General features: G+C 45.4%; 16 protein-coding genes. 7 read left to right on the top strand and 9 right to left on the bottom strand.

Annotated features, from left to right (window positions below; genetic code table 11):
- Positions 1-59 precede the first annotated feature (59 nt).
- Positions 60-515 (top strand): MarR family winged helix-turn-helix transcriptional regulator, encoded by a 456-nt coding sequence (locus tag NLX82_RS11025; RefSeq protein ID WP_023988117.1) that lies wholly within the window; start codon positions 60-62, stop codon positions 513-515.
- Between the two features lies 1 nt (position 516).
- Positions 517-1,716, top strand: a complete 1,200-nt coding sequence (locus tag NLX82_RS11020) for an MFS transporter (protein WP_254348047.1) — start codon at positions 517-519, stop codon at positions 1,714-1,716.
- Positions 1,717-1,808: 92 nt separating this feature from the next.
- Here NLX82_RS11020 and NLX82_RS11015 read toward each other — a convergent pair whose 3' ends face one another.
- Positions 1,809-3,119 carry an MFS transporter gene (locus NLX82_RS11015; RefSeq protein ID WP_254348046.1) on the bottom strand — a complete coding sequence of 437 codons (1,311 nt, stop codon included), beginning with the start codon at positions 3,117-3,119 and terminating at the stop codon, positions 1,809-1,811.
- A gap of 90 nt (positions 3,120-3,209) precedes the next feature.
- Positions 3,210-4,928 (bottom strand): methyl-accepting chemotaxis protein, encoded by a 1,719-nt coding sequence (locus NLX82_RS11010; protein WP_023988114.1) that lies wholly within the window; start codon positions 4,926-4,928, stop codon positions 3,210-3,212.
- A gap of 270 nt (positions 4,929-5,198) precedes the next feature.
- Between NLX82_RS11010 and NLX82_RS11005 the strand changes: the two genes are divergently transcribed.
- A complete protein-coding gene (locus NLX82_RS11005; protein WP_254348045.1) occupies positions 5,199-6,152 on the top strand; it encodes a serine hydrolase domain-containing protein in 954 nt (317 codons plus the stop codon).
- 143 nt (positions 6,153-6,295) lie between these two features.
- Here NLX82_RS11005 and yicI read toward each other — a convergent pair whose 3' ends face one another.
- Positions 6,296-8,620 (bottom strand): alpha-xylosidase, encoded by a 2,325-nt coding sequence (yicI, locus tag NLX82_RS11000; RefSeq protein ID WP_068940607.1) that lies wholly within the window; start codon positions 8,618-8,620, stop codon positions 6,296-6,298.
- 181 nt (positions 8,621-8,801) lie between these two features.
- Here yicI and NLX82_RS10995 point away from each other — a divergent pair, with 181 nt between their 5' ends.
- Entirely contained in the window at positions 8,802-9,722 is a 921-nt protein-coding gene (locus tag NLX82_RS10995) for an AraC family transcriptional regulator (protein WP_028542770.1), read from the top strand.
- A gap of 15 nt (positions 9,723-9,737) precedes the next feature.
- Here NLX82_RS10995 and brnQ read toward each other — a convergent pair whose 3' ends face one another.
- On the bottom strand, positions 9,738-11,096 hold the full coding sequence (gene brnQ / locus NLX82_RS10990; RefSeq protein WP_254348043.1) for a branched-chain amino acid transport system II carrier protein: 1,359 nt from the start codon (positions 11,094-11,096) through the stop codon (positions 9,738-9,740).
- Between the two features lie 872 nt (positions 11,097-11,968).
- Here brnQ and NLX82_RS10985 point away from each other — a divergent pair.
- Positions 11,969-13,243 (top strand): oligosaccharide MFS transporter, encoded by a 1,275-nt coding sequence (locus tag NLX82_RS10985; RefSeq protein ID WP_075154056.1) that lies wholly within the window; start codon positions 11,969-11,971, stop codon positions 13,241-13,243.
- Positions 13,244-13,339: 96 nt separating this feature from the next.
- On the opposite strand, the gene NLX82_RS10980 is transcribed toward NLX82_RS10985, so the two are convergent.
- On the bottom strand, positions 13,340-15,043 hold the full coding sequence (locus NLX82_RS10980; RefSeq protein ID WP_254348036.1) for a methyl-accepting chemotaxis protein: 1,704 nt from the start codon (positions 15,041-15,043) through the stop codon (positions 13,340-13,342).
- 33 nt (positions 15,044-15,076) lie between these two features.
- The gene (locus tag NLX82_RS10975) at positions 15,077-16,351 is read right to left on the bottom strand and encodes an ABC transporter substrate-binding protein (RefSeq protein ID WP_254348034.1); all 1,275 of its coding nucleotides are present in this window, start codon (positions 16,349-16,351) and stop codon (positions 15,077-15,079) included.
- Between the two features lie 242 nt (positions 16,352-16,593).
- Here NLX82_RS10975 and NLX82_RS10970 point away from each other — a divergent pair, with 242 nt between their 5' ends.
- Positions 16,594-17,442 carry a copper amine oxidase N-terminal domain-containing protein gene (locus NLX82_RS10970; RefSeq protein WP_071558910.1) on the top strand — a complete coding sequence of 283 codons (849 nt, stop codon included), beginning with the start codon at positions 16,594-16,596 and terminating at the stop codon, positions 17,440-17,442.
- A 289-nt stretch (positions 17,443-17,731) separates the two neighbouring features.
- Here NLX82_RS10970 and NLX82_RS10965 read toward each other — a convergent pair whose 3' ends face one another.
- From NLX82_RS10965 to NLX82_RS10955, 3 genes are all read right to left on the bottom strand, one after another.
- Complete coding sequence (locus NLX82_RS10965) at positions 17,732-19,573, bottom strand: adenine deaminase (RefSeq protein WP_254348027.1); 1,842 nt, start codon at positions 19,571-19,573, stop codon at positions 17,732-17,734.
- 153 nt (positions 19,574-19,726) lie between these two features.
- On the bottom strand, positions 19,727-22,105 hold the full coding sequence (helD, locus tag NLX82_RS10960) for an RNA polymerase recycling motor HelD (RefSeq protein ID WP_254348025.1): 2,379 nt from the start codon (positions 22,103-22,105) through the stop codon (positions 19,727-19,729).
- A gap of 356 nt (positions 22,106-22,461) precedes the next feature.
- On the bottom strand, positions 22,462-23,493 hold the full coding sequence (locus NLX82_RS10955) for an FUSC family protein (RefSeq protein ID WP_175405266.1): 1,032 nt from the start codon (positions 23,491-23,493) through the stop codon (positions 22,462-22,464).
- 187 nt (positions 23,494-23,680) lie between these two features.
- Here NLX82_RS10955 and NLX82_RS10950 point away from each other — a divergent pair, with 187 nt between their 5' ends.
- Positions 23,681-25,003: an MFS transporter gene (locus NLX82_RS10950; RefSeq protein WP_023988101.1), complete on the top strand. Its 1,323-nt coding sequence runs from the start codon at positions 23,681-23,683 to the stop codon at positions 25,001-25,003.
- Positions 25,004-25,052 lie beyond the last annotated feature (49 nt).

Below are 25,052 nucleotides of genomic sequence, written 5' to 3'. Positions count from 1 at the left end.
TTATAACAACTAATTGATTTCAAAGTAATTTATGTACGGGAAACAGAAAGGAGTACCTTATGAATAACTTGCCTCCCGATTGTTCCATTGGGATGTTGCTCGGGATTACTCACCGCAAAATGAGTCAGCAGCTCTTGCAGCGTCTCAAGCCTTATGATATTTCCCCAGAGCAATGGTCGGTTCTGTACCAAATCTATCAGGCTGAGGGTTTAAATCAGAAAGAAATTGCAGCTAAGGCCGTGAAGGACCAGCCGACCACGACTCGAATTATTGATTTATTAGACAAGAAGGGCTGGGTACGGCGTGTGAATAGCCCTCAGGATCGTCGAGCCTATTTACTTCATTTGACTGAAGCAGGCCGACAGCTTGTAAAAGAGATTCTTCCTATTGAATATGATGCCAATCACGATTTTGTAAGAAGAATTTCCTCAGCCGATCTGGAGCAATTCCGCCAGACTCTTTTACAAATTCACGCCAACATGACCGAATCAGAAAAACAAGGAGATAACGATTAATATGCAACAAAGCAAGCAACCTCTTTGGACCAAGGAATTTATTGTTCTTACGGTTTCCAATTTATTTTTGTTTTTGGAATTACAGATGATTCTATCCTCTATTCCTTCTTATGTGAAAAATACATTCCACGCTAGTTCCGTTCAGGTTAGTCTCGTTACCACTTTATTTGCTTTAAGTGCGATTGCGGCACGGCTCTTTTCCGCCCGTATGCTGGAAAAAGGGCATCGCAGCACTCTGATCTTCGTGGGGCTGCTGTTTGCATTGGCAGGAACGCTGGGGTACAGTGTTTCGCCGACGATTACAGTGCTTCTGCTCATGCGGATGTTATTCGGGATCGGCTTCGGTATGAGCAGTACGGCTTTTCCAACGATGGCCTCTGACGTCATCCCGTCCAAGCGCCTTGGTGAAGGAATGGGTTTCTTTAGTCTGTCCACCAGTCTAGCGATGTCGATTGGGCCAACCATCGGCATTTCGATGCTGCAATACGGGAGTTTTAACCTGCTTGCCTATACGACAGCAGCCGTAATTGTTGTGATATTCCCTTTGGCTCACTGGCTCATTCGTACATTACCTAAGGGGCACATCGAACCCCCTATGATTCCTTTGGAAGAGGGGCGAAAACCGGCATTTAACCGTAAACTGTGGATTCCCGCCTTACTGAACATGCTGATGTCTATTACATATGGCGGATTACTCAGCTTTATGGCGCTTTACGGAAATGAAGCAAATCTGGCGCACCCGGCCTATTTTTTCCTGTTTAATGCGGTTTCCGTGCTGATTGTGCGTCCCTTCTCGGGCCGTATTTATGACAAAAAAGGAGCAAAAGCACTGCTCATCCCCGGCTCCCTCTTTTTAATTGGCGGTCTGCTCCTGCTTTCCTACGCGCACAGTGATGATTTCATGTATGTGTCGGCTCTTTGCTACGGTATCGGATTTGGTGTGATGCAGCCAACCCTGCAAACCTGGATGATTCAGATTGTATCTCCTAAACAAAGAGGCATGGCAAATGGTATGTTTCTCAATTCCCTCGATTTCGGGGTTGCAGCCGGTGCGCTTATACTTGGCATTATTGCCAAAGCAAGTGATTATGCGTGGATGTACCGCCTTTCCTCGCTGTTTATTGTACTGTTTTTGCTGATCTATGTTATACAAATCATCGCAAGCCGTAAGCCTAAATCGCATGTTTCTCTCAATGGGTAAAGCTATTGTTTTCAAATACATTTAGTTTATAACTGCTTATAATCAAAAGCACCCGTTGCCATGGTTGTGTGGACAACGGGTGCTTTTTCATTTTATTTCGCAGGAGTTTTGTGTCTTAGCTTGGGAGAAAGAGGCTTTTCTCGGGACAAGCCTGTCAGCTCCTCCTTTACATTTTTACGGTCAGTGGATGTGTCATCCGCTGGCTCATCCTGCTTGGGTCTGACCGCAAACAGCATCAGTAGAGCTGCAATGCCCCCCACAGCGGCCATCACGCCAAAAAGCAGCCCATGTCCACTGCTGCCCAGCAGCAAGGAAACAACCGGAGGACCTAGCGACACCCCGACAAAGCGCATGCTGCTATACAATGAAGTAATGGTTCCGCGCTCCTCTTTTTCAATTCCCTTCGTAATCAGGGTGTCCAAACAAGGCAGTGCGAGCCCAATTCCGCCGCCCCCTAACGTAAACAGTCCAATCACCGCATAAATATGTTGAAAAAATCCGAGAATGGCAAAGCTGATCGTCAATATGGTCAAACCGCTAAAACCAATCCATTTCATGCGCTTTTTGTGTTTGCCGATAATCTTGCCTCCTACATAAGAGCACAGACAGAGGGAAATAAGCGGAATGGCCAGCACAAAACCTTTCCAGACCCCACGGAGGTTGTAACGACTTTCTAGTATGTCGGATAAGTAGAACAAGACTCCAAAAATGACAAACATACAAATGCCGCCCATAGCGAAAATAGCATAGAGCCAGCGTCCTTTTTCGGCAAGCACCCGCTTCACATTTCCCACAAACTCTCGAAACATAATCGGTTGGTTCTTACGCTTGGGCACATGGATCAGCCAAAGCACCAAAATGAGTGAAATCAGACAGAGTCCTGGAATTACTGCCAATGGCAAAAACCATAGAACTGCTCCCAACGCGGCACCGAGGATCGGACTTAACACTTTACCGAATGTGTTGTAGGTCTCGACGACGCCCAGGTTCTTGCTGGCCTCATCCTCGTTTTCGTACAAATCACCTACAAGCGGAATGACTATAGGAAAAGCCCCTGCCGCTCCCGCACCCTGAAGTAGACGGCCTCCAATAATGGTCCAGTATGCTGCCGAATCGTGAAGCAGCCATGCTCCCGCCGCAGAAATCCCCCCTCCAATCACAGTCAGAATCAGACAGGGAACAATTACCGCCTTACGGCCAAATCGGTCGGAGAGATAGCCCGCAATCGGTATCAGTAAAATGGCCACTACCGCATATACTGTAATCAACATGCTAATCCGAAAAGAGCTTACATGTAGCTTACGTCCGATTTCCGGTAAAACAGGAATCAGCATGGAATTACCCAGCGTCATCATCAGCGGGATGGAACCTAACGCAAGCAGATTCCCTTTATTTTGTTGCATCCCGTTACCACCTTTGCAAAAGTAATAACACAGCTGTTCTGATTCGTTCAACAGATGTTATTGTGTTTACATTGGTGGGGATTTATGCGGTTACACTTTAAATCCACCGACCCTTGCATTCAGCAGTTGCGACATATCCGCCAGTGTATGAATAGATGATGCAATTTCCTCCATGGAAGCCAGCTGCTCTTCAGCTGCCGCACTGACGCTCTGGGTTCCCCCTGCCGACTGCTCTGCTACTTCACGTATGCGTTCCACCGCTTCCACCATTCGCTCGGAACCGCCGGACATCTGTTCTACAGACCGATTTACACTGTGAATCTGTTCGCTGACCAGTTGAATGGAACTTCCAATCTGACGAAATGCAGTTTCTGCGGATTGCATAACCTTTACGCCAGACTGCACTTCAACCGTCCCTGTCTGCATACTGGAAGCCACATTTCCAACATGCTCCTGAATATTTTGCACAAATTGTGTGATTTCTGCTGCTGAAACCGATACCTGCTCGGCCAATCTTCTTACCTCAGAGGCTACAACTGCAAATCCTTTGCCCTGCTCTCCGGCTCTTGCCGCTTCAATCGACGCGTTGAGCGCCAGCATTCCTGTCTGTTTGGCTATCCCGGTAATAACAGCTCCGATCATGCCAATCTGTTCGGCCTGTTCACTAAGTGAACGTACAGCACGTGCAGAGCTGTCTACACTTTCGCTTACCTTCTCCATCTGAAGCATAGCCTGACCTATAGATTGTTCTCCTGCTTCTGCATCTTTAGCGGCTGTATCAGACAACTCATACACCTGCTGGCTCGTAGCTGCAATATGCTCCAGTTCGTGGGCTAGCTCTTTTACGGTATCTGTAGTTTGTGTAATATCATCGACCTGATGCTCCATACCAGCCGCTAGCTCTTCCATTACACCGGAAGTATGACGATTGGCCTGATTCATTTCCTCTGTACTTACGCTAACCCGCTCTGCGGTTACGGTTAATGTACGCGCCGTATCCTGAGCATCCACTATAATACTGCGGAACCCCTCAATAAGCTTGTTGTAGGAGCTTGCAATCATACCGATTTCGTCTTTGGACGTAATATCCAGTCGGCTACGCAAATCTCCCCCACCTTCAGACATTTCCAACAGCTGCTCATTCATATGGTGTAATGGACGAATTGAACGAATCAAAACGATGGATTGAACAATACTGTAAATGATAACTAGAAGTCCTACAATACTCGTAATCAAGGATGTATTCGTCATCGTTTGGTGCGCTTGCTGTACTTTCACCGTTACCATATCTTCTTGAGCTTTGACAAAGGCTACTACCTTGGTATCAAGTTGCTTACGCAACACCCGTTCGTTTTCAAAATCATCGAGCAAATCAGAAAATGGCGGGAAAGCATCGTCTCTTGTACTCTGATACCCCGCTGTAGTCAGTAAACGATGAACTTGATTCATGTAAGTATTAATCCCCGTCTTGAGATCAGTCATTTTTTTCTTAGAATCCTCATTACCTGTATTAAGCAGAGCTTCTGTCTCCTGTAGCAACTTTGCAACTTCACTTTGCTTGTTTCCGATCTCTCGCCCGTACTGTTCATCACGAGTTAGCAAATATGCCCGCTCATCATTAGATATGCCGTTTAACAAAAATTGAAGAGACTTCGAGTTATACGCAATAGCCTCTTCACGATTCATAATATCCTTGTACTCATTCTCACTATGTACGCTTAAAATGTAATTGGTCAGCAGCATAGCTGCAATCACACTCGGAATCAGTATCGCGCTAAGAATCATTTTGGCCTTAATTGTTAAATTCATGAATCGGTCCCCCAGTTATTTCTGAATAAAATGTCCAACTTACTATATATCGTTTTATTCGATTGTTTTTTTGAATGAAACAGAAAAAGTGTATAGATTTTTAAATATACTTGTGTCTATTCAGTGAACATATATATCTTTTTTAATATCAAAAAACAAAAAAATTCAAAATTAGTAAATGAACTGTTTTCAGTTTGTACTCTTCGAATTTCGGACTATTAAAATGATATACTATGTATTGCTATGCCATAAGCCTCAAGGAGGATCTGCATGAAAAGTCTGGAACTCAAACCGCTTATTCACGTGCTTAACGAATTGGAAACCCGCAGCTGCCTTATTGAGCAGCAGGGTAACATGATCATGAATTACTATCGTGAACCTCAAATTGCTAATGAACTTTATAAAATAAATTCCTGTACCAAAAGCGTGATTTCCGCATTAGTTAGTATCGCTATGGACCAGCAACGGGGACCGAAACCGGAGACGCCGATCCTCGAATTCTTTCCCCAGTTGGCCACAGATAGTGATTCTCGTAAGCGTGATATTAGGATTGAACATCTGCTGACGATGTCCGCAGGCTTTAACTGGACGGAATTTGGCGGACAAAATTCTTTTCCTACCATGAGCAAAACGTCAGACTGGGTGCAATTTGTGCTTTCACAGCCATTATCGGATGTGCCAGGTACGCGAATGGAATACAGTTCTGGCTGTTCTCAACTTTTGGCCACCATACTACGTAATGTTTCTGGACAAACAGTTGCTGAATTTGCCGAGCAGCAATTATTCCAACCGCTCGGTATCGAAAGCTATCATTGGGAAACCGATCCTCAGGGTACTCATACGGGTGGATTCGGACTGCATCTCAGGCCGATGGACATGCTCAAATTCGGGCGGCTTTATCTGAACCAAGGAGGCTGGGAAGGACGGCAGATCATCCAAACAGAGACAGTCCGATATTCAACCCGTCCGTTTCTTCCTGCTGCCAAACCACAAAAGGCATTTTACGGCTGGCACTGGTGGACTTCTTCCTTTTCAGATGAAACAGAGATAGGAACTGAAACGGACTATTTTTACGCTCTCGGCTTTGGTGGGCAATATATTGTTGTCGTCCCGTCGTATGACATGGTTGTTGTCGTTACCGCTGATAGATTTAAAAAGAAAAGGACTCCTGTAGATATTTTCCGGCAGTATATTGTACCGCTGCTACTCCAGCAGAATAAATAGAAATAAACACCAAAGCTAAAAGTTGCAACTGGTCTCTATCAAAAATCTGCATCAAAAAAGGCTTGCCTATTGGATCAGGCAAGCCCTTTTTTGCATATAATCGCTACATTATGACATACTTCATCCACTTTCTAGCGCCTTACCTAGCCCAAGTGAATAGTAAGCTCTTGCTGTCCGCTGGAAGCTGGTGTAATGGTTACACCCTGTTCTCCCGACTGGCTACTGCCTTCCTCCACTTGAACAGCCTCGTGGATACCGCGCAGGACTATCGACCATGGTTTAACAGCACCTTCTGCCTTCACCGTAATGACAGAATTCTTGCGGCTAGCAGTAACCGTTAGCTCTTCTTCACCTGACGTATTCACGATAATCGTTCGAGCCTGTTGCCCCTCACCAAGTTCAAACAAATGAAGCGCCACTTGATCAGCATAATCATAATCCGGACGACTGTTCTCATGACCGATTGCCAAAAGTGTGTTCGGCTTCACGAGCACAGGCAAAGTTGTAAAATCATGATGCTCGTTAACCCAACAACCACCTGACACGCTCTCATTCGTAAGTAAATTTGTCCACTTACCCTCTGGTACATAATACTGCACATTGCCTTCTTTATTAAAGATCGGGGCTACCAAAATGGAATCCCCCAGCATGTATTGCAGATCCAGCGTTGCACAGGTTGGGTCCTGCGGGAATTCCAATACCATAGCCCGCATCATCGGCAGTCCCTTTACTGAGGATTCCACAGCAGAAGGATACAGGTATGGCATTAGCGAGCATTTGAGTTTTGTAAAGCTGCGCACCACGTCGACTGATTCTTCATCAAACAGCCAAGGCACGCGATAGGATTCGTTTCCGTGCAGACGGCTATGAGAGGACAGAAGCCCGAATTGTACCCACCGTTTGTACACGTCCGGCGCAGCCGTTAACTCAAAGCCGCTAATATCATGGCTCCAGAAGCCGAAGCCGCTCAAACCAAGCGACAAACCGCCTCGCAAGGATTCCGCCATCGACTCATACGTAGACGAGCAGTCTCCGCCCCAGTGAACCGGGAACTGTTGCCCCCCGGCTGTAGCGGAACGTGCAAATAGTGCGGCTTCATTTTTACCCAGCTTTTCCTCCAGCACATCAAATACAGCCTTGTTGTACAAATGCGTATAATAATTATGCATCTTCATTGGATCAGAGCCGTCATGATATACCACATGGGTAGGGATGCGCTCGCCAAAATCAGTTTTAAAGCAATCCACCCCCTGATCTACCAGCACCTTGAGCTTATCCTGGTACCATGCGACTGCAGCTGGATTCGTGAAGTCAACCAGCCCCATCCCCGCCTGCCACATATCCCATTGCCACACGCTGCCATCGGCGGTTTTGACCAGATAACCATTCTCCATACCTTCATCGAACAAAATGGATTTTTCCGCAATATACGGATTGATCCATGCACAAATTTTGAGACCCTTTGCCTTCAATCTCTGCAGCATGCCTTCCGGGTCCGGGAACATGTCTTGATCCCACTGGAAATCGCACCATTGGTATTCCTTCATCCAGAAGCAGTCAAAATGGAATACCGAGAGTGGCAGATCCCGCTCAGCCATCCCGTCGACAAAATGGTTCACTGTCGCTTCATCATAATCTGTTGTGAACGAAGTGGTCAGCCACAAACCAAAGGTCCAGGCTGGTGGTAATGCAGGCTTACCCGTCAGCTTGGTGTAATTGTCCAGTACCTCTTTAGGGTTAGCTCCACCAATAATAAAATACTCTAACGATTCGCCGGAGACGCTAAACTGAACCTTTGATACATTTTCCGATGCAATCTCATAGGATACCTTTTCTGGATGGTTGACGAACACACCATACCCTTTATTAGATAGATAAAATGGAATGTTTTTATATGCCTGCTCACTGCTAGTCCCGCCATCTTCATTCCAGATATCAACCACCTGGCCATTTTTTACGAACGGAGTGAAACGCTCTCCAAGTCCGTATACGTACTCACCGATGCCCAACTCCAGCTGTTCCCGGAAAAAAGGCTGATCCTGCGGGTCTGTAATATAGCCTGGTCCCCGATGTCCGCTGCCTGTGACTTTGCGATCCTCGACATAAAAGCCTACATCCCAGCTCTTCCCACGGCCGACTCGCACACTCAGATCGCCGCTTTTCAGTACCGCTACGTCCTCATCCACCGTAATGTCTACCTCTGTTGGCAAGGTGTGAATTTCAAAATTCGGTCCCTGATGCACCCGTCCCTTATGGTGGTTCAGACGCACCTGAATGACATTCGGCATAGGCGAGCTGTAGGTCGCTTTCAGCAACGCTCCGTTCAGCGTATCTCCTTTATGCTCGATCCGGTGGGTGGCTGCATATACCGTCATGGAAGCATCGTCCGTCACAATATCACGGATTTCAGCAGGATTTTGTATTTCATAGCCCTTGCGAACCATCCAATAGCCATCAGTAAATTTCATCTGTTTCTTCCTCCGCTTCAATCTTTATTTTCTTAATCCCAAATCGCTTGTTGGATTTTTTCGAAATCCTTACTATAATAATATTGATTTATGTAAGGGTTTACTTCTTTTATTTTGACGTATTGTATCAATATTTTGATGTTTTATATATAAATCAGTTTGCGGAAAAGGAGTCATAGAAATGCAAAGAGAAATGTTGCGGGAAAATCGAATTCACGGCAATCCCATGTATCCGGTCAGCGTATATCCGAGCGTAGAGCAGCTAAATGGAAATAGTGTACTGGAGTCCCATTGGCATGAGGAGATGGAGTTTATCGTAGTGGAACAGGGGAGCGCCATATTTCAGACGGATATGGTCTATACGGAGGTGAACGAAGGTGAAGCTCTTTTTGTCAACAGCGGCGAGCTTCATGCAGGTTATTTACAAAAAAGCGCTCGTTGCGTATTTTCTGCGGTGGTGTTTCACCCCGACATGCTGCACAGCCGCACGCAGGATACGGTGCAAACGCAGTTTATTGACCCATTTATCAGTAAAAAGCTTGTCCCTCCCCCTCACATTCGCGGCGTGCAGCCCTGGGAGCAAGAGGTGCTGGCTGCATTGCGACACATTATCACCAGCCATGAGCAGAATGCGCCTGCCCGTGAACTGGCGACCAAGGCGCAGCTCTATAGCATGATCGCCTGTCTGTACCCACACATGACCCCCGCTAACGGAGAGGATGTGATTATGGCAGGGCAACGCAATAAAGTTGAACGGATCAAAAAAGCGCTGGTGTATATTAACAGTCATGCTCATGAGCCTATACGTTTACGGGAGATCGCAGATGAGATTGGAATGAGTGAGGGGCATTTTTGCCGTTTTTTTAAGCAGATGGTTCAGAAAAGCCCGGTAGAATATATTAACTATCATCGGATTCAAAAGGCTTGCAGGTTGCTGGAGCAAAGTGATCGCAAAGTGGTTGATATTGCGCTGGATGTTGGTTTTGACAATCTAAGCTATTTTATTGCGACCTTTAAAAAATGGAACGGCCTGACCCCTTCGCAGTACCGTAAGCAGCACGAAGCAGATCAGGCGCTTGCTGTCCCTTATATAACAGACTAATATGCATAGGATAAATCATTTATTTTTTTTGGGCTTCATAAGTACTAAAATTATTTTTTTTCCTCTTAACTTAGTAAATATGTAGCCAGCTACGCCTCCTAAAACAGAGGGAATTAACCACCCTAACCCTACATTATATAATGGAAGAAGATGAGTGAAAAAATCATTAATTACATTAATTTTTATTCCAGCAGCATTCAAGCCATCAAATAAACTAATGATAAAGGTTAATATCAAACTGCCTTGATATACTTCTGACCTTCCTTTAAATACGGGATGTAAAAAAGTTAAAAATATTAGAGAAATAGCAATAGGATATATTGCCATTAATACTGGCGTTGAAACCTTAATGAGCTGAGTTAAACCTATGTTAGCTACAAGGGTACTAAATATAGATAACATGAGAGCAACTCTTTTATAAGAGACTTTTGGAAATAATCCATGAAAAAAGGAAGAGCAGGAAGTGATAAGCCCCACACTTGTCGTTAAACACGCTACTGTAATCATTAAGCCTAATAGAATAGAACCATAAGATCCAAAATAATAGGAGGAAACCTTAGCTAACACCTCAGCCCCATTTCCTAAAACACCCAATTTTTCAACGCTAGAAGCTCCCATGTATGAAAGAGACGTATAGATAAAAGCTAAGAGTATAACCGCAATTGCTATCGCTTTGGCACAAATGATCATCAACTCTTTTTTGGAAGTAACTCCTCTATCCTTAATTGCATTCACAATGATAATTCCAAAAATAAAGGCTACAAGAGCGTCCAATGTTAAATAACCCTCTTGAAAGCCTTTGAAAAAGACATTCGATGTATAACCCTCCGCAGGTTCTTGGAACTTTCCTATTGGGTGAATAATAGCTACAATCACAAGTAATCCAATGAATGTCAATTTAATGGGTGTTAAAAACTTTCCGATTACATCAATAATTTTTGTAGGATTAAGTGATAACAAACATGCAACTGCAAAAAAAAGGATAGTAAATACAAAAAGTGCGACAGGATGATCTGCATTGTTTGAAAAAAAAGGTTTTACTCCAATTTCAAATGACACACTACCGGTTCTAGGAATTGCATATAAAGGCCCGATGGCTAGATAAAGAATGGTTGTAAAGACAATGCCGAATACAGGATGTACACGACTCGCTAAAGTTTGCAAATTGCTTTTGCCCGAAAAAACAAAGGCTGTGACGGCTAGTAATGGTAAGCCAACTCCAGTAACCAAGAAACCTGCATTGGCTATCCATACATTCTTTCCAGCCATTTGCCCAAGCATAGGTGGAAAGATTAGATTCCCTGCACCAAAAAATAAGGCAAATAGCATTGATCCTATAATGATAATAAAGGACGAAGAAACACTTTTCGACATAATAAATCCTCCAACTACGAATTCACAACATTTTGTTTTTATTCGTTTTCTCTTTAATTTGTATAATATATGTTAATAGGGACGTAGCCCATGTTGCATCCAAAGAACGGTATCTGATTGCCTAGAGTATGTAATCTGGTGCTTTTCACAAATAATGCTCAGTTCGATCTAAATGCCATCACCAATCAGGGACAGCCATCCGCTCCCCCCTTCTGACTAGTGTAGGGTGATAACCTGTCCCTTAGGGTGAGTGGGTTTCGTCATAACTCATCGTTACACAATACTTTATATACGATCACTGTTTCAAGTAACTTTGTACTTGCAAAATAAATCACTTCATCCCCTTGCTTTTACAATTATGATGCCCCCCTATGTTTCTCCTCCTACTTAGTGAGCTTAATGAACTATAAGGGAATTTTACACTTAGGACTTATTTCTTACAAGACGTAGATGTAGTTACACACACCCGGTAGGTCTCGTAAAAGTTTTTAATTAGTTCAAACACCCATGTAACAGCATATTCTCATGTTATCGTCATATCGCTTACATCAAGAGCTACCTGGTTGCTTTTGGATAAAGAAAGTGAGTTAACTCTCAAACGTTCGCTATGTTAGATTTCTTTAAAATTATACGCATTCTTCATCTCTGTTCGAAAGAGTAATACATAATCTTTTTTGTATATTTTACCATATTTAATCCATATCAGGATCGGCTGTTTTATTCGAATTATCAACTGATTGTAATAAGCACAGGAAATCTTGGGAAAATGCCCTATGGAAGCATCTGAATAATCCTTACAATTAATAGTACAGACAATGCATATTGACGTTGTATACAATTTGAGCCGCTACAATTTAAAGGGGTGCTTAAACATGATGAATTTGGCAAAACGCAACTATTGGTCTTTGAGTATTTTTAACTTCGCTTATCTGTTTACATGGTCTGCCGCCATGTCTTTTTTTGTCATTTGGCTGGGACAAAGCCTGGGAATTTCACAAACCTACACGGGATTTCTATACGCGGCTAATTCAATCGTCGCCTTGATCATGCAGCCCCTGTTCGGTTACTTATCTGACAAGCTGGGCTTGAGAAAACATCTGCTGTACATACTCTTTACAATCCTTTTGCTCGTCGGACCCTTTTTTATCTATGTGTACGGTCCATTGCTTCAAACGCAGTTCGTCATTGGTGCCATTGTTGGTGCGCTATTTATCGGCCTGGTGTTTAATGCAGGTAACGGTGTCGTCGATTCGTATATGGACAAAGTTTCGCGTAAATATGGCTTTGAATACGGACGGGTTCGTATGTGGGGTTCACTCGGATGGGCGGCGGCTACTTTTGTTGCTGGACGGATCATCAATATCAATGTAAATCTGACCTTCTGGATCGCCTCGGTATCTGCCATTGTTGCCATGATCTGCATCTTCCTGACCAAAGTCGAAATTTCCGGACAGGAGCAGCAGAAAACAGAATCGTTGAAGCTAATTGATGTACTGCATCTCGTACGTACCAAAAAGTTCTGGTTTCTTATGCTATTCATGGTTGGCGTGACCCAAATTTATGAGGTATATGACCAACAGTTTGCCACATACTTCGTATCGCAGTTCAGTTCCAAAGCGGAAGGAAATCAATTCCTTGGCGATTTGAGCGCTGTGCAGGTTTTCCTGGAATTTGTGTTCCTTTTCGTTACCCCTTGGTTTGTAAACAAAACGACCGCCAAATGGGCATTAATTATTGCCGGGTCGATTATGTCTTTGCGTATTATCGGCTCTTCGTTGCCATTCGGTTCCATATGGGTCGCTGCAATGAAGATGATTCACTCCCTGGAGAAACCGCTTATTCTGGTAGCCATCTTCAAATATATTACCGTTAACTTTGACCAGCGCCTGTCCTCCACCATGTACCTGCTGTATTTGTTTATGGGCTCCCTGGTGGTTTCCATTTTCTCGCCCATTGTCGGGCATATGTATGAAGTATTAAATTTCCCGATTACTTATGTAATTCTGGGTTCCATTGCAGGCCTGTTCACCATCATATCCTGCTTTACACTGACAGCAGACAAGAAGAATGGGGAACGGTATCTGGAGGAACGCCGTAAACAAGATTTGAAAAGAGCAAACAAAAAAGCTGAAGCAGTTCATTCGTAATCTAATGGTTTGAGCTTAACAGAACAGCGGCAGTCTAGGACTTGTTTTTCTCGTCCAAGGCTGCCGCTCTTAACTCCAGTTAATTTGAAGCTTATTTTAAATCTTGAATACCGACACCGTTTGATTCATCTCTTCCGCCCGCTTGGCAAGCATGTTAGCACCTGCAGACACTTCCTGCATGGAAGCGGTAGTTTCCTCGACCACGCTTGCGACTGTTTGAGTAGAATCGGCTGCACGTTCGGAGATTTCAGCAATTTTTCTCATAGATTCCACCATAGAAACGGTTCCTTCATTTACAGATCTTGCTTCTACAGCCGCAGTGTCCACCTCACCGCTCACTTCTTCAACGGCACCTACAATCTCAGAAAAGACGTTACCGACACCTTCGACAAGCATCATACCTTCATTTAGAGATTGAACACCTTCGTTCATTGAAAGCACGACTTCGTTTGTTCTTAAGGTAATTTCGTTGACCAGAGAAGAGATCTTGCCTGTTGCTTCACTTGCTTGTGCCGACAAATTGCGTACTTCAAAAGCAACAACCGCAAACCCTTTCCCCTGCTCTCCCGCTCTTGCAGCTTCTATACTCGCATTTAGTGAAAGCAAGTTGGTTCGGGCTGCTATATCACTGATCATAGCTGTGATCTGTTTAATCTCCGCCGACTTTTCGCCTAGAATATTTACCACTTCAGCGGATTGAGTTACCTTGGTATGCACATCTCTTATTTGGGAGACAGTCGAAGACATTCGGGTTTTCCCGTTGTTTGCTTTTTCTTGTGCTTGGGTTGTGAGATTAGCCACATGAACAAAGCGATTGGTGATGTTGTCTACACTTTTAGAAACGTCTACCGTGTAATTCAGCGTTTCAGCTATATCTGCAAGCTGTGTCTGAGATCCCTCTGCGACTTGAGTGGCACTTATAGCTATCTGCTCGGTAGCGATGCTTGTCTGTTCCGCACTGGCCGTTAACTGTTCAGCCGTAGAGGCAACCAGTAAGGAATTATCCACAACTTCCTTTAAAAGGTTGCGCAGTGAATCGCACATTTCATTAAAATCGGATGCCAGTTCCCCGACCTCATCTTTTGATCGGATACTAAGGGGTTCCACTTGCAGGTCCCCCCTCGTTACCAGCTTTATCTGTTCCGCTATCTTTAATATGGGCTTAGTGAACGATTGAGCCAGTAAAAAAGAACCGATAATCCCAAGGATTGTACATATGATAGTCAGAGAAATCATAAACAGTTTACCTGAATAGTAGGAATCACTCGATTGATTAGCTGCATCCGTGGCGTACTGCTCATTAAGTAGCTTCAGTTTATTTACATCGTCTAATGCTGCCTTATAAATAGAAGAATTTCCATGAATGATCATGTAGGCCATCACTTTGTCGTTTTCTTCCATGGCAGCGGAAACCACCTTTAGATGGCGAAGATACATTGCCCACTGACCATAAAAGTTGGTGAACAGTTCTTTTTCCTCTGCCGTAGAGGCTAAACTTTGATATTCATTTACACGCTTATCCATTGAAGCTGTAGCTTTGGTTAGTTCTTCTTGGTAAGTGCTGCGAACGGCAACATCCTCTTCGAGTATCAGTCGAACGGTGAGTCTATCGATTTCTGTAATCTGCTTATCCATACCTTGAAGAAGAATAACCGCAGGTAAAGACTTGTTATTTACCTTATCAGAAGCCTCCCCCATTTCCGACATCTTAATGACGCCTATTACACTTGAAAGGGACAGTACGATAACCAGTATGAGCGCTGCACTAATTATTTTTTTCTTTAGCGTTAATTTAAACATCTTTATCTTCCTCCCGTGACTGGTCTTGTGTCATCACTGCTGAGCTTTCCAGTATATGCGTATTTGACGCAACAGCTCAGCCTTATCTATTTTTCCACTGATGTAGCTTTGGATAGATGCTCCTGTGATGGCCCCATGATCAGGTGGAAGGGTTGACATAAACGGCAGCGTCTTTCCGCTCGAGATATACGACTTGATTGATCTTCCCAAAGGATCGGCAGGCTCTAAATCAATATTTTTGAACGCGGGTACCGTATTAGCCTTGTTTACCAGAAAATCTTGTCCGGACTTGTCGTATACCAGCCAGTTCAGAAACTTCTTTGCTTCCTCTTGCTCCTGAGGTGTGGTAGCTGTGGAGTCAATGAAAATATACTTTGTTACACCGACTGTAATCTTAGCATTGTTAGGGTCATCCGTATTATCGCTTAACGGAAGGGGCAAAAAACCGTATTCCTCATTTGCTGTATCATTGCTCTTAATCCCCGCCCAAGCCCAGTTGCCCATAAACCAAAGCCCCACTTTTCCCTCTCCTAATGCTTTAGCTCCATCGTCATACGTGCTGTCCAAAGGCGAATTCTTATTGATGCTGTTATCCTTGAGTAGGTCTAAAGTTTGTACCCATCCAGACATCACACTGTTTTGGGACATGTCTATGGAGTTATCCTGCATACCTTTAACAAACTCCGGAAAACCCCCAGGCTGAACAGAATAAGACAAAGCTAAAAGATGAGAGCCGAGAGACCAGTCCATTGGTGAAAGCATGACCGGTGCTACTCCCGTCTTCTGAATCCTAGCCATTAATGAGTTCAGGCTGCTTCTGCTTTTTACCGAGGAAGCATCAAAAGCCCCACCTGTTGCTTTGTCCAGCACTTTCTTATTGTAAATTAATCCGTAGCCTTCCACTGCAAATGGAAACCCCAGCACAGCATCACTTTTCTTAACGGCGTCAAGTCCATTTTCTATCGTATCAGCTACCCACTTTTCTTTGCTTAAATCAACGGCTTTATCCAGAAATTGCTGAGCATCCCCAGGATCCAGCATCGACATGGTAGCGGGACTTCCTGAGCCGTACATCGACATCAGCTTTTGATATGCAGACGTCCCCTCAGGAGCGGTAATAATCTCCAAAGATACTTCAGAGTGCTCTTGATTGTATTGTTTTGCTACTTCTTCTAACTGAGTTTTTATTTCACTTTTGGAATTCAAAAGTGTAATCTTGGTCGTCTGCTGTGATACTGGTGAGGCTGAGCAACCTATAAACATCATTAAACATGCTAGAGAAATCGCAACTTTTAGCTGTATTCTCATTAACTTTCCCCCTAAGGATTTACTTTGATAAATTTTATGAATAATATTCAATGTTATCGACATAATTCCCCAGGAAGATTAGAAGTTTAAAGTTGGTAAATGTCGGAAGTTAATTAAATAGTACAAACTGGTTGTTACGTTAAGTTAACAGACAGGACAGCGCAACGATCTTTATCCAGTTGCGTCTTAATATGGGGTAAAATTGCTCGCAACAAATTAAACCAAGAAAGGAGCAATCATTTATGAAAAAAGCTTTCTTTGGGGCTTTTCTTACAATTTTTTTATTTATTTCATCGTCCACTACTTATGCAGCAGAAAATCAAATCAAAGTTGACGGTGTGACTACTACATCCGATGTGAAGCCCGAAATGAAGAACAAACGCACAATGGTACCTCTACGTGTTATTAGTGAAAGTTTGGGGGCTAGCGTCGAGTGGTCCAATTCCGAGGTTATTCTCGCTAAAAGCGATATGAAAGTGAAATTAGCAATAAATAGAAGCACCGCGGAAAAAAACGGAGAAAAGATACTGCTTGATGTAAAACCATACACGAAAAATAATCGCATATATGTTCCACTTCGTTTTATTGCAGAGACGTTTGGCTGTAATGTCAATTACAACAACTTTGCAGTGACTGTTGATACTAAACCATTGTTCATAGACGGTGTACAAGTAAAAGCATTGCAATATGAATACCATATGTTTATGGGCGGCGTAGTTCAGCAAATTAATGTAAATGCATTTAATGAAACCATTTATAATATTTTTGCAAAAAACATAGGTGAAAAGGTTGAAGCACCTGCAAACTACTCTTGGAGCTTCACTATTGACACATTTGGGTCTTATTATAAAAATGCACAATATGATTTCTTAGACCAAAAAGGGAAAAGCTTAGTTCGTTTTGATATTTATTCTTTAATTAGTCCTGTTCCATCTGAACTTTCAACAGAATATCCAGAGATTTTAGTTCATGACGTATCGAAAGATGAGTGGTATTTGTTTAACGATACCGCAAGAAAATCCATTAATCAGTTAATGTTTACCGCTGGGAAGAACGGTTTTCTGAAGATTATAAGTAACACAACTGTATAATGTGATTTTTTCTTATTACACTTTTTTCGTCTCCAAAAGATAAAAGGCGAATTCCCAGCTGAACATGCTTCACATGGGTTTGCTCTACAAACCTGTTACAAACCTGCTCTATAATCGAGGCATGATGAGCCATCTTTTCTAATGAACGATAATAGGGATGCATCTGCTCACCACTCCTTGACTTTTATAAAGGAATCGAAGATAACTTTTTTGGCTTCGTATATGAAAAACAGGGGTTATCCCTCAGGTCTGGGCAGACCTGCAGGACAACCCCCAGCGACGTGTTCTATCAGACTTCCGCAGCATCCTCTTCCACGAAAAGAGATACCTTGCGGATGCCATCCGCTCCGATCACGACAAGCCCCTGATCCGACAGACGGATTTCAGGGATAACGACCAGTGCGAGCAGTGACAGTGTCATCAGCGCGTTGTTCAGCATGCAGCCGGATTGCTGAAGCGCCCGGCTGATACTTTCGGACTGCGCAGCCACCTCTGCAAACGGAGCTGGGGACATCAGCCCGGCGATAGGCAGCGGGAAGCGCGTCTCACCCGAGGCGGATACGACGACCACGCCACCACGCAGGGCAACAGCCTGCTTCGCCGCCTGGATCATGAGCTCGTCATCATTACCAATGACGAGCAGGTTGTGGCTATCATGCGCGACGGTCATGGCAATCGCAGCCGGCTCGGTGAAGCCTACACCTGTTACAAGTGCAACCGCGTGACTGCCACTGGCATGATGGCGCTCGAAAACGGCTATTTTGCACAAATCCTGTGCAGAATCTGCCGTGACTTCTCCATTACGGACCGGAACGGTCATCCGCACTTCCTTCGTGTCCACGTGATTTTCCGTAACACGAATCACTCGTACAGGTACATCCCCCTCCTGTACTGGAGCCGCAATGCGGAAATCTGCAGCACTCAGCTCTCGCCCCAGATGGACGGTGTCCATCACTTCCGCAGGATAATCGAAGCCGTCCCAATCGGCGACCATTTGACCGTGCTCGGCCACCAGCTGGCCCGCTGCGATGGTAGCCGTCACATTCACTTCGGCCAATCGGCCATCAAGCAAAATAATGTCGGCAATCGCACCCGGAATGATCGCTCCGATATCCCGTGCCACGCCGAAGCGCTCTGCCGTATTCAGCGTGGCCATCTGAAACGCGGTTACGGGCTTGACGCCCTGTGCAATGGCATGACGCACGACGAAATCCATCTGTCCTTCATGGAGCAAGGATTCTGCGCTGCGGTCATCCGTTACCAGCATCATGCGGCGCGTGTCGAGACCCATTTCCGTGCTGGCTCGGATCGTCTCGGCCACATCATGCCATGCGGAGCCTTGCCGCATCTTGGCATACATGCCGAGTCGGATACGCTCGGCTACATCCTCGGGCGTGACACACTCGTGGTCGCCCGTAATTCCCGCGGCTGCATAGACCGGCAGACGCCAATCATCGGAGGCCCATGTAAAATGGCCATCCGCCACCTTGCCCGCGCGCAGCGTGGCCTGAATTTCCCCGATCATCACATCGTCTCCATAGACGACACCAGGGAAATTCATGACTTCGCCCAGCCCGATCATATCCGGGCCCCAGCTTAACGCCTCTGCGACTTCCGCCGGGCCGAAGGAGGCACCCGTCGTTTCCAGCTCCGGACCTGTGGACGGCACGCAAGAAGCCACCTGCATGTAAGCAGCCAGCGGTGTCGTACGTGCTTCGTCCAGCATCAGACGAAGCCCTTTTAGACCCAGTACATTGGAAATTTCATGCGGGTCAAAAAAACCCCCCGTCACTCCCAGCGGCAGTACAGCCTTAGCGAACTCAGTTACGGTCAGCTGTGTGCTTTCGATGTGACAATGTCCGTCCAGTAACCCCGGTGCCATATAGCGGCCTTCGGCTTCAATGATTATGGTGTCTTCTCCAATCGTATGACTGACGTCCCTACCGACGTAAGCGATACGAGAACCTTGCACAGCAATAGACATGCCTGGCAGCAATTCGCCCGATACCACATTGACCAGCGTTCCTCCGCGGATCACCAGCGATGCCTTGCGCTCCCCTCTAGCTGTAGCCACCAGCTCGGGTACACAGTCCGCCAGCGGCGGGCGTTGAAATACACTCTTCATGTCCATTACGTTTGTAACCTCCGTTTATGCTTCTTACCTGTTTTTCTTATTTGCTTATGTTACTGGAATACGCTCCATAATGCCAGCCAACTCTACATCTATTCAAGCATCGCATGGGTTTCTAAGGTATTTGCCCCCAGCTGATTGCCAATGTCCTCTCTATAGAACACTATCACTTTCTTCCACTTTGCGAGTATACGTATCCGAATCCCGTAAACTCACGAATGGCGTAATCTCCCCTATGCTATAAATATGCAGCAGATGCATCGCTCGCGTACAGGCGGTGTAGAATAACTTACGCTCACTCTCACGCTGGTATTGTTTCGCTGATCCGTCATAAATCAGGACCGCATCGAATTCCACGCCTTTTGCCAGGTAGGCCGGAATGATATGAATCCCCTTTTCAAAAGCGGGAGTTGTTTTCTTAATCAATTTTGGCTTCACTGACAGCTTTTCTTCCAGCGCTTCGTAGGCTGCCGCGCTTTCGTCAGCATTTTTACAAATCACCGCGATGGATTCATAGCCTTCTGCCAACAATTCTGTGACATTCCCAGCTATCTGTTGATGCAACTTTTCACGCGAATGCACCTCGTTTACAAGAGGCTTCTCACCCTTACGATTAAACGGTACAATGTGCTCTCCCCCAGCGACCATCCCCCGAGTAAATTCCACAATCTCCTGTGTTGAGCGATAGCTTCGTGTCAGGGAAATCATTTCGGTCTGATCTGCACCATACAAGTCATACAATGGCTCTGCATCCTGAAGCACCGAGGCATGGGCATAGATAGCCTGATTAAAATCACCCAGTGCCGTCATTTTAGCCTGTGGAAATAAGCGCTTGAAGAAAGCCAGTTGGAATGGGGAATAGTCCTGTGCCTCATCAATAAACACGTGACGGATGTTGCTATTAGAACGGAAACCCAGCATCAACTCACGCAAATATAAAAAGGGTGTCACATCCTCATACGCTAACTCCCCAGCCTGAATTCGTTCCAGAGTTTGTCGACTAATTTCACCCCAGCTGACGGGCAGCTCTGCATGATTCGCCAGTTGGCTCAGCAGCGTCTCGTTCATAAACAGCTCGCTGTAGAGCCGGGTCGTATCTACGAAGCGAAGCGCCTTAATCCATTTGCGCAGGGGCTTTAAGCGGTCACTGACCACCATACGCGCCAATATTTCTCTTTCACGCGTAAAATCGTCGAAGGTATCGCCCTTATTCTTGGATTTACGGCGCATGCGGTTATAGGCACGCTGATAATCCTCCGGCTCCATCAGATCCATCTGTTGATCCACCCATGGGGCGGAGCATTCTTCCTTACCAAAGCGGGCCAGCTCTTTGAGCATCCAATCCCGCAGCAGTTCCAATCGGTTCGCCAGCCGCACCGTAGAGTCGAATTCATAAAACTTGCGTGCCATTTGCTCTACTGAAACCACCTCACGTCCCTGAAAGCGGATGGGTTTAAAACGCATTCCCTCCTGTTCCAAATACGTCTTGTAGCCTGTAATCACGTGTAAGAATGTCTTGGACGACTTAAAGCGGATACCCTCCATCCTAGCTTCATACCCAGGCTGTAACGACGCTGAAAGCACATATTCCAGCTGTTCAAATGGATCTTCTAACTGAAACTCCCGGCCCAAACGCCGCTCCAAATATTCCTGAAACGTGGCCTGAAGCATATTTTCCTCACCCAATTCAGGTAATACTGTCGATACATAACTGTTGAACATCGGGTTAGGCGAAAATAACACGACCTGATCCGCTCGTAAGCGATCCCGGTACTTATACAGTAAATACGCTACTCTCTGAAGCGCAGCAGAGGTTTTGCCACTTCCTGCCGCCCCCTGAACAATGAGCATCCGACTTCGATCATCACGGATGATGCGATTCTGCTCCTTTTGGATGGTAGCGACAATACTTTTCATTTGAGCATCCGAGCTGCGGCTCAATACTGCTTGAAGAAGTTCGTCTCCAATCGTCACCCCTGTATCGAACATAAAACGGATCTGTCCATCACGGATCGAGAATTGGCGCTTAAGCGTGAGTTCCCCTTCCATCTCCCCTGCCGGGGTCTTATATGAAGCGGGCCCCGGCATGTTATCGTAATAAAGATTGGAAATAGGCGCGCGCCAGTCGTATATCAGAAACTCCTCATCTTGATTATCCAGCAGGGAGGCAATCCCCAGATAAACACGTTCCGCAGTCTGCCCTTCCTCAGCAAAATCAATGCGTGCAAAATACGGTGAATCAAGCAACTTTTTCAAACGACCTAACGCCTCTGTAGAATGCTTGTGTCTTCGTTCCCGCTCAGACAAAATCTCAGACTGCTGACGCAAACTGGTGGACGTCTCGCCCACATCATCCGCCTCACTGAAATTGATCGTTACCTCATCCCAGAAGTCTTTACGCATATCGACGACATCTCCGCGCACAGAACCAACCTCTGTCTCTAGCTTCCGAATACGCCCGCTAATCACTGCGGTCACATCTTCTACTCTTCGTTGTTCTTCATTCCATTGCTGTTCAGTAGTCACTGACATCGCTCCTGTTCCGTTTCCTCCTGCTCCACGCAGGGCTCCCTTGCGTACAAACTATGCTCTATTATGGACCCGGGCATACTCGCGGCATCCCCCTGATCCGGGAAAATTGACTAATCCTTTGAAGCATGCTATAATATAAAAAGAAGTATGATTTACAACTTAAGCATATGGTTTTACCATAAAACAGAGCATCCTCTATTGTATCAAGTTCAGTCCCTGTTCGCAACCAGCGGGCTTTTTTTGTGCGTTCTGGCAACCTTCTATTAACCTGTTCTTACATAATTGAATTCATTACATAAAAAAGCGACCAGCCATCTGATTGATGAATGCGGTCGCTTTTCTTTTAGGAAATTCGCCTATCTGCTCTCTTCCACAGGATGAATATGATCGGCCAGTCTGCTCAGCCTCTCCAGCTGATGACCATAGTCGTACATCGCCGCAGCTACAATGGAAAGCCGCAGCATTCCCTCCTGACAATGGTCAAAACGTGTAATCGCATGCTTCATAAATTCGCCGTTGGCTTGCTGAAACAATTCACTTTCGTCCTCATTCGGTTTTAGCTTATTTTCGAATTTCAGTAGAGCATGCTCGTGAAAACGAATCAGTAGCTCCAGATGACTGTCAAAAAAAGCATCCGTTCCCTTTGGCCGTAGAGACTGGAAGTAGTGCCTTTCCACTGCATCCAGTACCTCATATCCTTTGTGCAAACTTCCGAGCATTTGTTTGTATACTACCATTTGTCTCGTTTGACTAAACTTAGAGCGCTTGAGCTTCTTCTGCTCTTCCTCGAACAAATGATATTTGTCCGACAGCGATTTAATTGCTCCCTCCAGATTTCCTTTTTCCTCTTTAAAGACAGACTCCTTAATCTCATCGGAAATGGCAGTACGCAGCAACAAAGACATGCTGTTAAATACATTTTGAATCTGATTAATAAACTGCCTTTTCGGTTTCGGGGGAAAAACGCTAACATTGATGACAAAAGCAGATACAATCCCAATCAAAGTGAGTGCAAAGCGGGTCACCGCAAATTTCCAGTCCCCTGAGGCTTCCATTACAGAAACAACGGTCACAAGTGTCAATCCAACCGTATCAGCCATATTTATTTTCAGACATATCATAAGTACCAATACACATACCAGCCCGACTGCAATCGGCTCATTCGAAAATACCATTCCGCCCAGCAACGCCATGATTGCACCTAGTGTGCTTGTTTGGAGTTGATCCAGAAAATAACGCCACGACCTATATATCGACGGTTGCATGGCAAAAATAGCGGCTATCGCTGCCCCCACAGGCGAATGGGTGTTCAAAAGCGTGCTCAGAAAAAGGGCGAGCGTCACTGCGATTCCCGTTTTTAACACCCGTGCTCCAAAAGCCAAAGCCATCCCTCCTGCTTACCTTTCAAATTTATTCATACCGAATTACTATAATGAAAATTCAATGTAAAGTCCATGCTTTATTATTACCCAAAACAATCGGAGATCAGGAATATTTATGAAATGTACAGTTCCTGATAGAATACATATCAACAGAATTAACTTATTTGCAACAACGTCACAGGAGGAACTCATCGTGTCATGGATTAGCAAAATGTTAGAAGAGCCCCGAAAGTGGCCGCGTAATATCCGATTGTTTTTTATGGCCAATCTGCTGTACCAGATGGGTACGGGAATGTTTTCTGTGCTGTACAACCTGTATATCCAAAAGCTTGGCTTTGACGATGATATGAACGGCCAAGTGGTCAGCATGCAGGCGCTAGCGACGGCGTTGCTGTTCATTCCGGTCGGATTTTGGGGCGATCGGACGAGCCGCAAAAATATGCTGCTCATCGGCGCGTTATTCAGCGGCCTGGCCTTTCTCGCCCGTACCTTTACAGATACCAGTGGAAGCATGTTGGTATTTGCCGTAATCTCAGGTGTATTCGCCGCCTTTATTCAGGTGCTGGCTGTGCCTTTCTTAGCGGAAAGCATAAGTAAAGCCCAACGCTTAAAAATATTCAGCTATTACTCAGCTCTTGTACTGGCAGCCCAAGTCCTAGGCAGCTTCGGGGGTGGTGTACTCGCAGATGGGCTGCAGACGTGGGGAATCACACCGCTATCCAGTCTGCGGGTTGCTCTGTTCCTTGGAGGAATGGCAACATTGACCGCTTTTATTCCTCTATTATTCATCACAAAAACTACGGCAACCTTAGAAGCACCAGCTCCTGCCGAATCTTCACCTCAAACAGAACAAGTACATACGCCGCACAGTACATCCGATATACCTGACTCGGAGACGCCTGCTGCTGCTTCTGATCGCCGGGTTATTGGACAATTTGTTCTGGCCCAGTTTTTTCTTGGGTTAGGTTCAGGTCTGGTCATCCCGTATCTTAATTTGTATTTTACGAACCGCTTCTCCGTATCACTCAGCGCAATGAGTTTACTGATTGCACTCGGCCAGCTCATGACCATCCTCTCCATGTTGATCGGACCTACCCTCGGTAGCCGAATAGGACTGGTCAGAGCTGTAGTTGGCTTCCAAATGCTTTCGCTACCGTTCCTTCTCATTACAGGCTTTACGAACGTGCTATGGATCGCTTCCATCAGCTTTCTATTCAGGCAAGCGCTAATGAATGCAGCCAATCCGCTGCAAACCGCCATTCTCGTCGAACGTGTGTCAGATAAAAATCGTGGCATTGCCAACTCCATTCTCCAGACGACCTGGATGCTAGGCACCGCAGGTATGGGACCTGTACAAGCCTATTTGGTTACAACTTATGGCAACTACTGGGGCTATGCCATCACATTTAGCATGACAGGTGTTTTCTATATTTTGTCTTCCCTCGTCTATTACAGAATGTTCCGAGAAAAGCGCCCGTCCGCGGGCCAGCTTTTACAAAACCCGGCAAGCCCGTAAACAAAATCATGACACAATAAAAGCCGGAGCCTCCAAGCGGACTCCCCTG

It is taken from the genome of Paenibacillus sp. A3M_27_13 (genome assembly GCF_024213315.1).
GTDB lineage: Bacteria > Bacillota > Bacilli > Paenibacillales > Paenibacillaceae > Paenibacillus > Paenibacillus polymyxa_B.
This window is presented reverse-complemented; position numbering and strand designations above follow the sequence as displayed.

Excerpts from the sequence above, each read along its gene's own strand:
- NLX82_RS11025 (WP_023988117.1), top strand. The coding sequence starts at position 60 with ATGAATAACTTGCCTCCCGATTGTTCCATTGGGATGTTGCTCGGGATT.
- NLX82_RS11020 (WP_254348047.1), top strand. The coding sequence starts at position 517 with ATGCAACAAAGCAAGCAACCTCTTTGGACCAAGGAATTTATTGTTCTT.
- NLX82_RS11015 (WP_254348046.1), bottom strand. The coding sequence starts at position 3,119 with ATGCAACAAAATAAAGGGAATCTGCTTGCGTTAGGTTCCATCCCGCTG.
- NLX82_RS11010 (WP_023988114.1), bottom strand. The coding sequence starts at position 4,928 with ATGAATTTAACAATTAAGGCCAAAATGATTCTTAGCGCGATACTGATT.
- NLX82_RS11005 (WP_254348045.1), top strand. The coding sequence starts at position 5,199 with ATGAAAAGTCTGGAACTCAAACCGCTTATTCACGTGCTTAACGAATTG.
- yicI (WP_068940607.1), bottom strand. The coding sequence starts at position 8,620 with ATGAAATTTACTGATGGCTATTGGATGGTTCGCAAGGGCTATGAAATA.
- NLX82_RS10995 (WP_028542770.1), top strand. The coding sequence starts at position 8,802 with ATGCAAAGAGAAATGTTGCGGGAAAATCGAATTCACGGCAATCCCATG.
- brnQ (WP_254348043.1), bottom strand. The coding sequence starts at position 11,096 with ATGTCGAAAAGTGTTTCTTCGTCCTTTATTATCATTATAGGATCAATG.
- NLX82_RS10985 (WP_075154056.1), top strand. The coding sequence starts at position 11,969 with ATGATGAATTTGGCAAAACGCAACTATTGGTCTTTGAGTATTTTTAAC.
- NLX82_RS10980 (WP_254348036.1), bottom strand. The coding sequence starts at position 15,043 with ATGTTTAAATTAACGCTAAAGAAAAAAATAATTAGTGCAGCGCTCATA.
- NLX82_RS10975 (WP_254348034.1), bottom strand. The coding sequence starts at position 16,351 with ATGAGAATACAGCTAAAAGTTGCGATTTCTCTAGCATGTTTAATGATG.
- NLX82_RS10970 (WP_071558910.1), top strand. The coding sequence starts at position 16,594 with ATGAAAAAAGCTTTCTTTGGGGCTTTTCTTACAATTTTTTTATTTATT.
- NLX82_RS10965 (WP_254348027.1), bottom strand. The coding sequence starts at position 19,573 with ATGGACATGAAGAGTGTATTTCAACGCCCGCCGCTGGCGGACTGTGTA.
- helD (WP_254348025.1), bottom strand. The coding sequence starts at position 22,105 with ATGTCAGTGACTACTGAACAGCAATGGAATGAAGAACAACGAAGAGTA.
- NLX82_RS10955 (WP_175405266.1), bottom strand. The coding sequence starts at position 23,493 with ATGGCTTTGGCTTTTGGAGCACGGGTGTTAAAAACGGGAATCGCAGTG.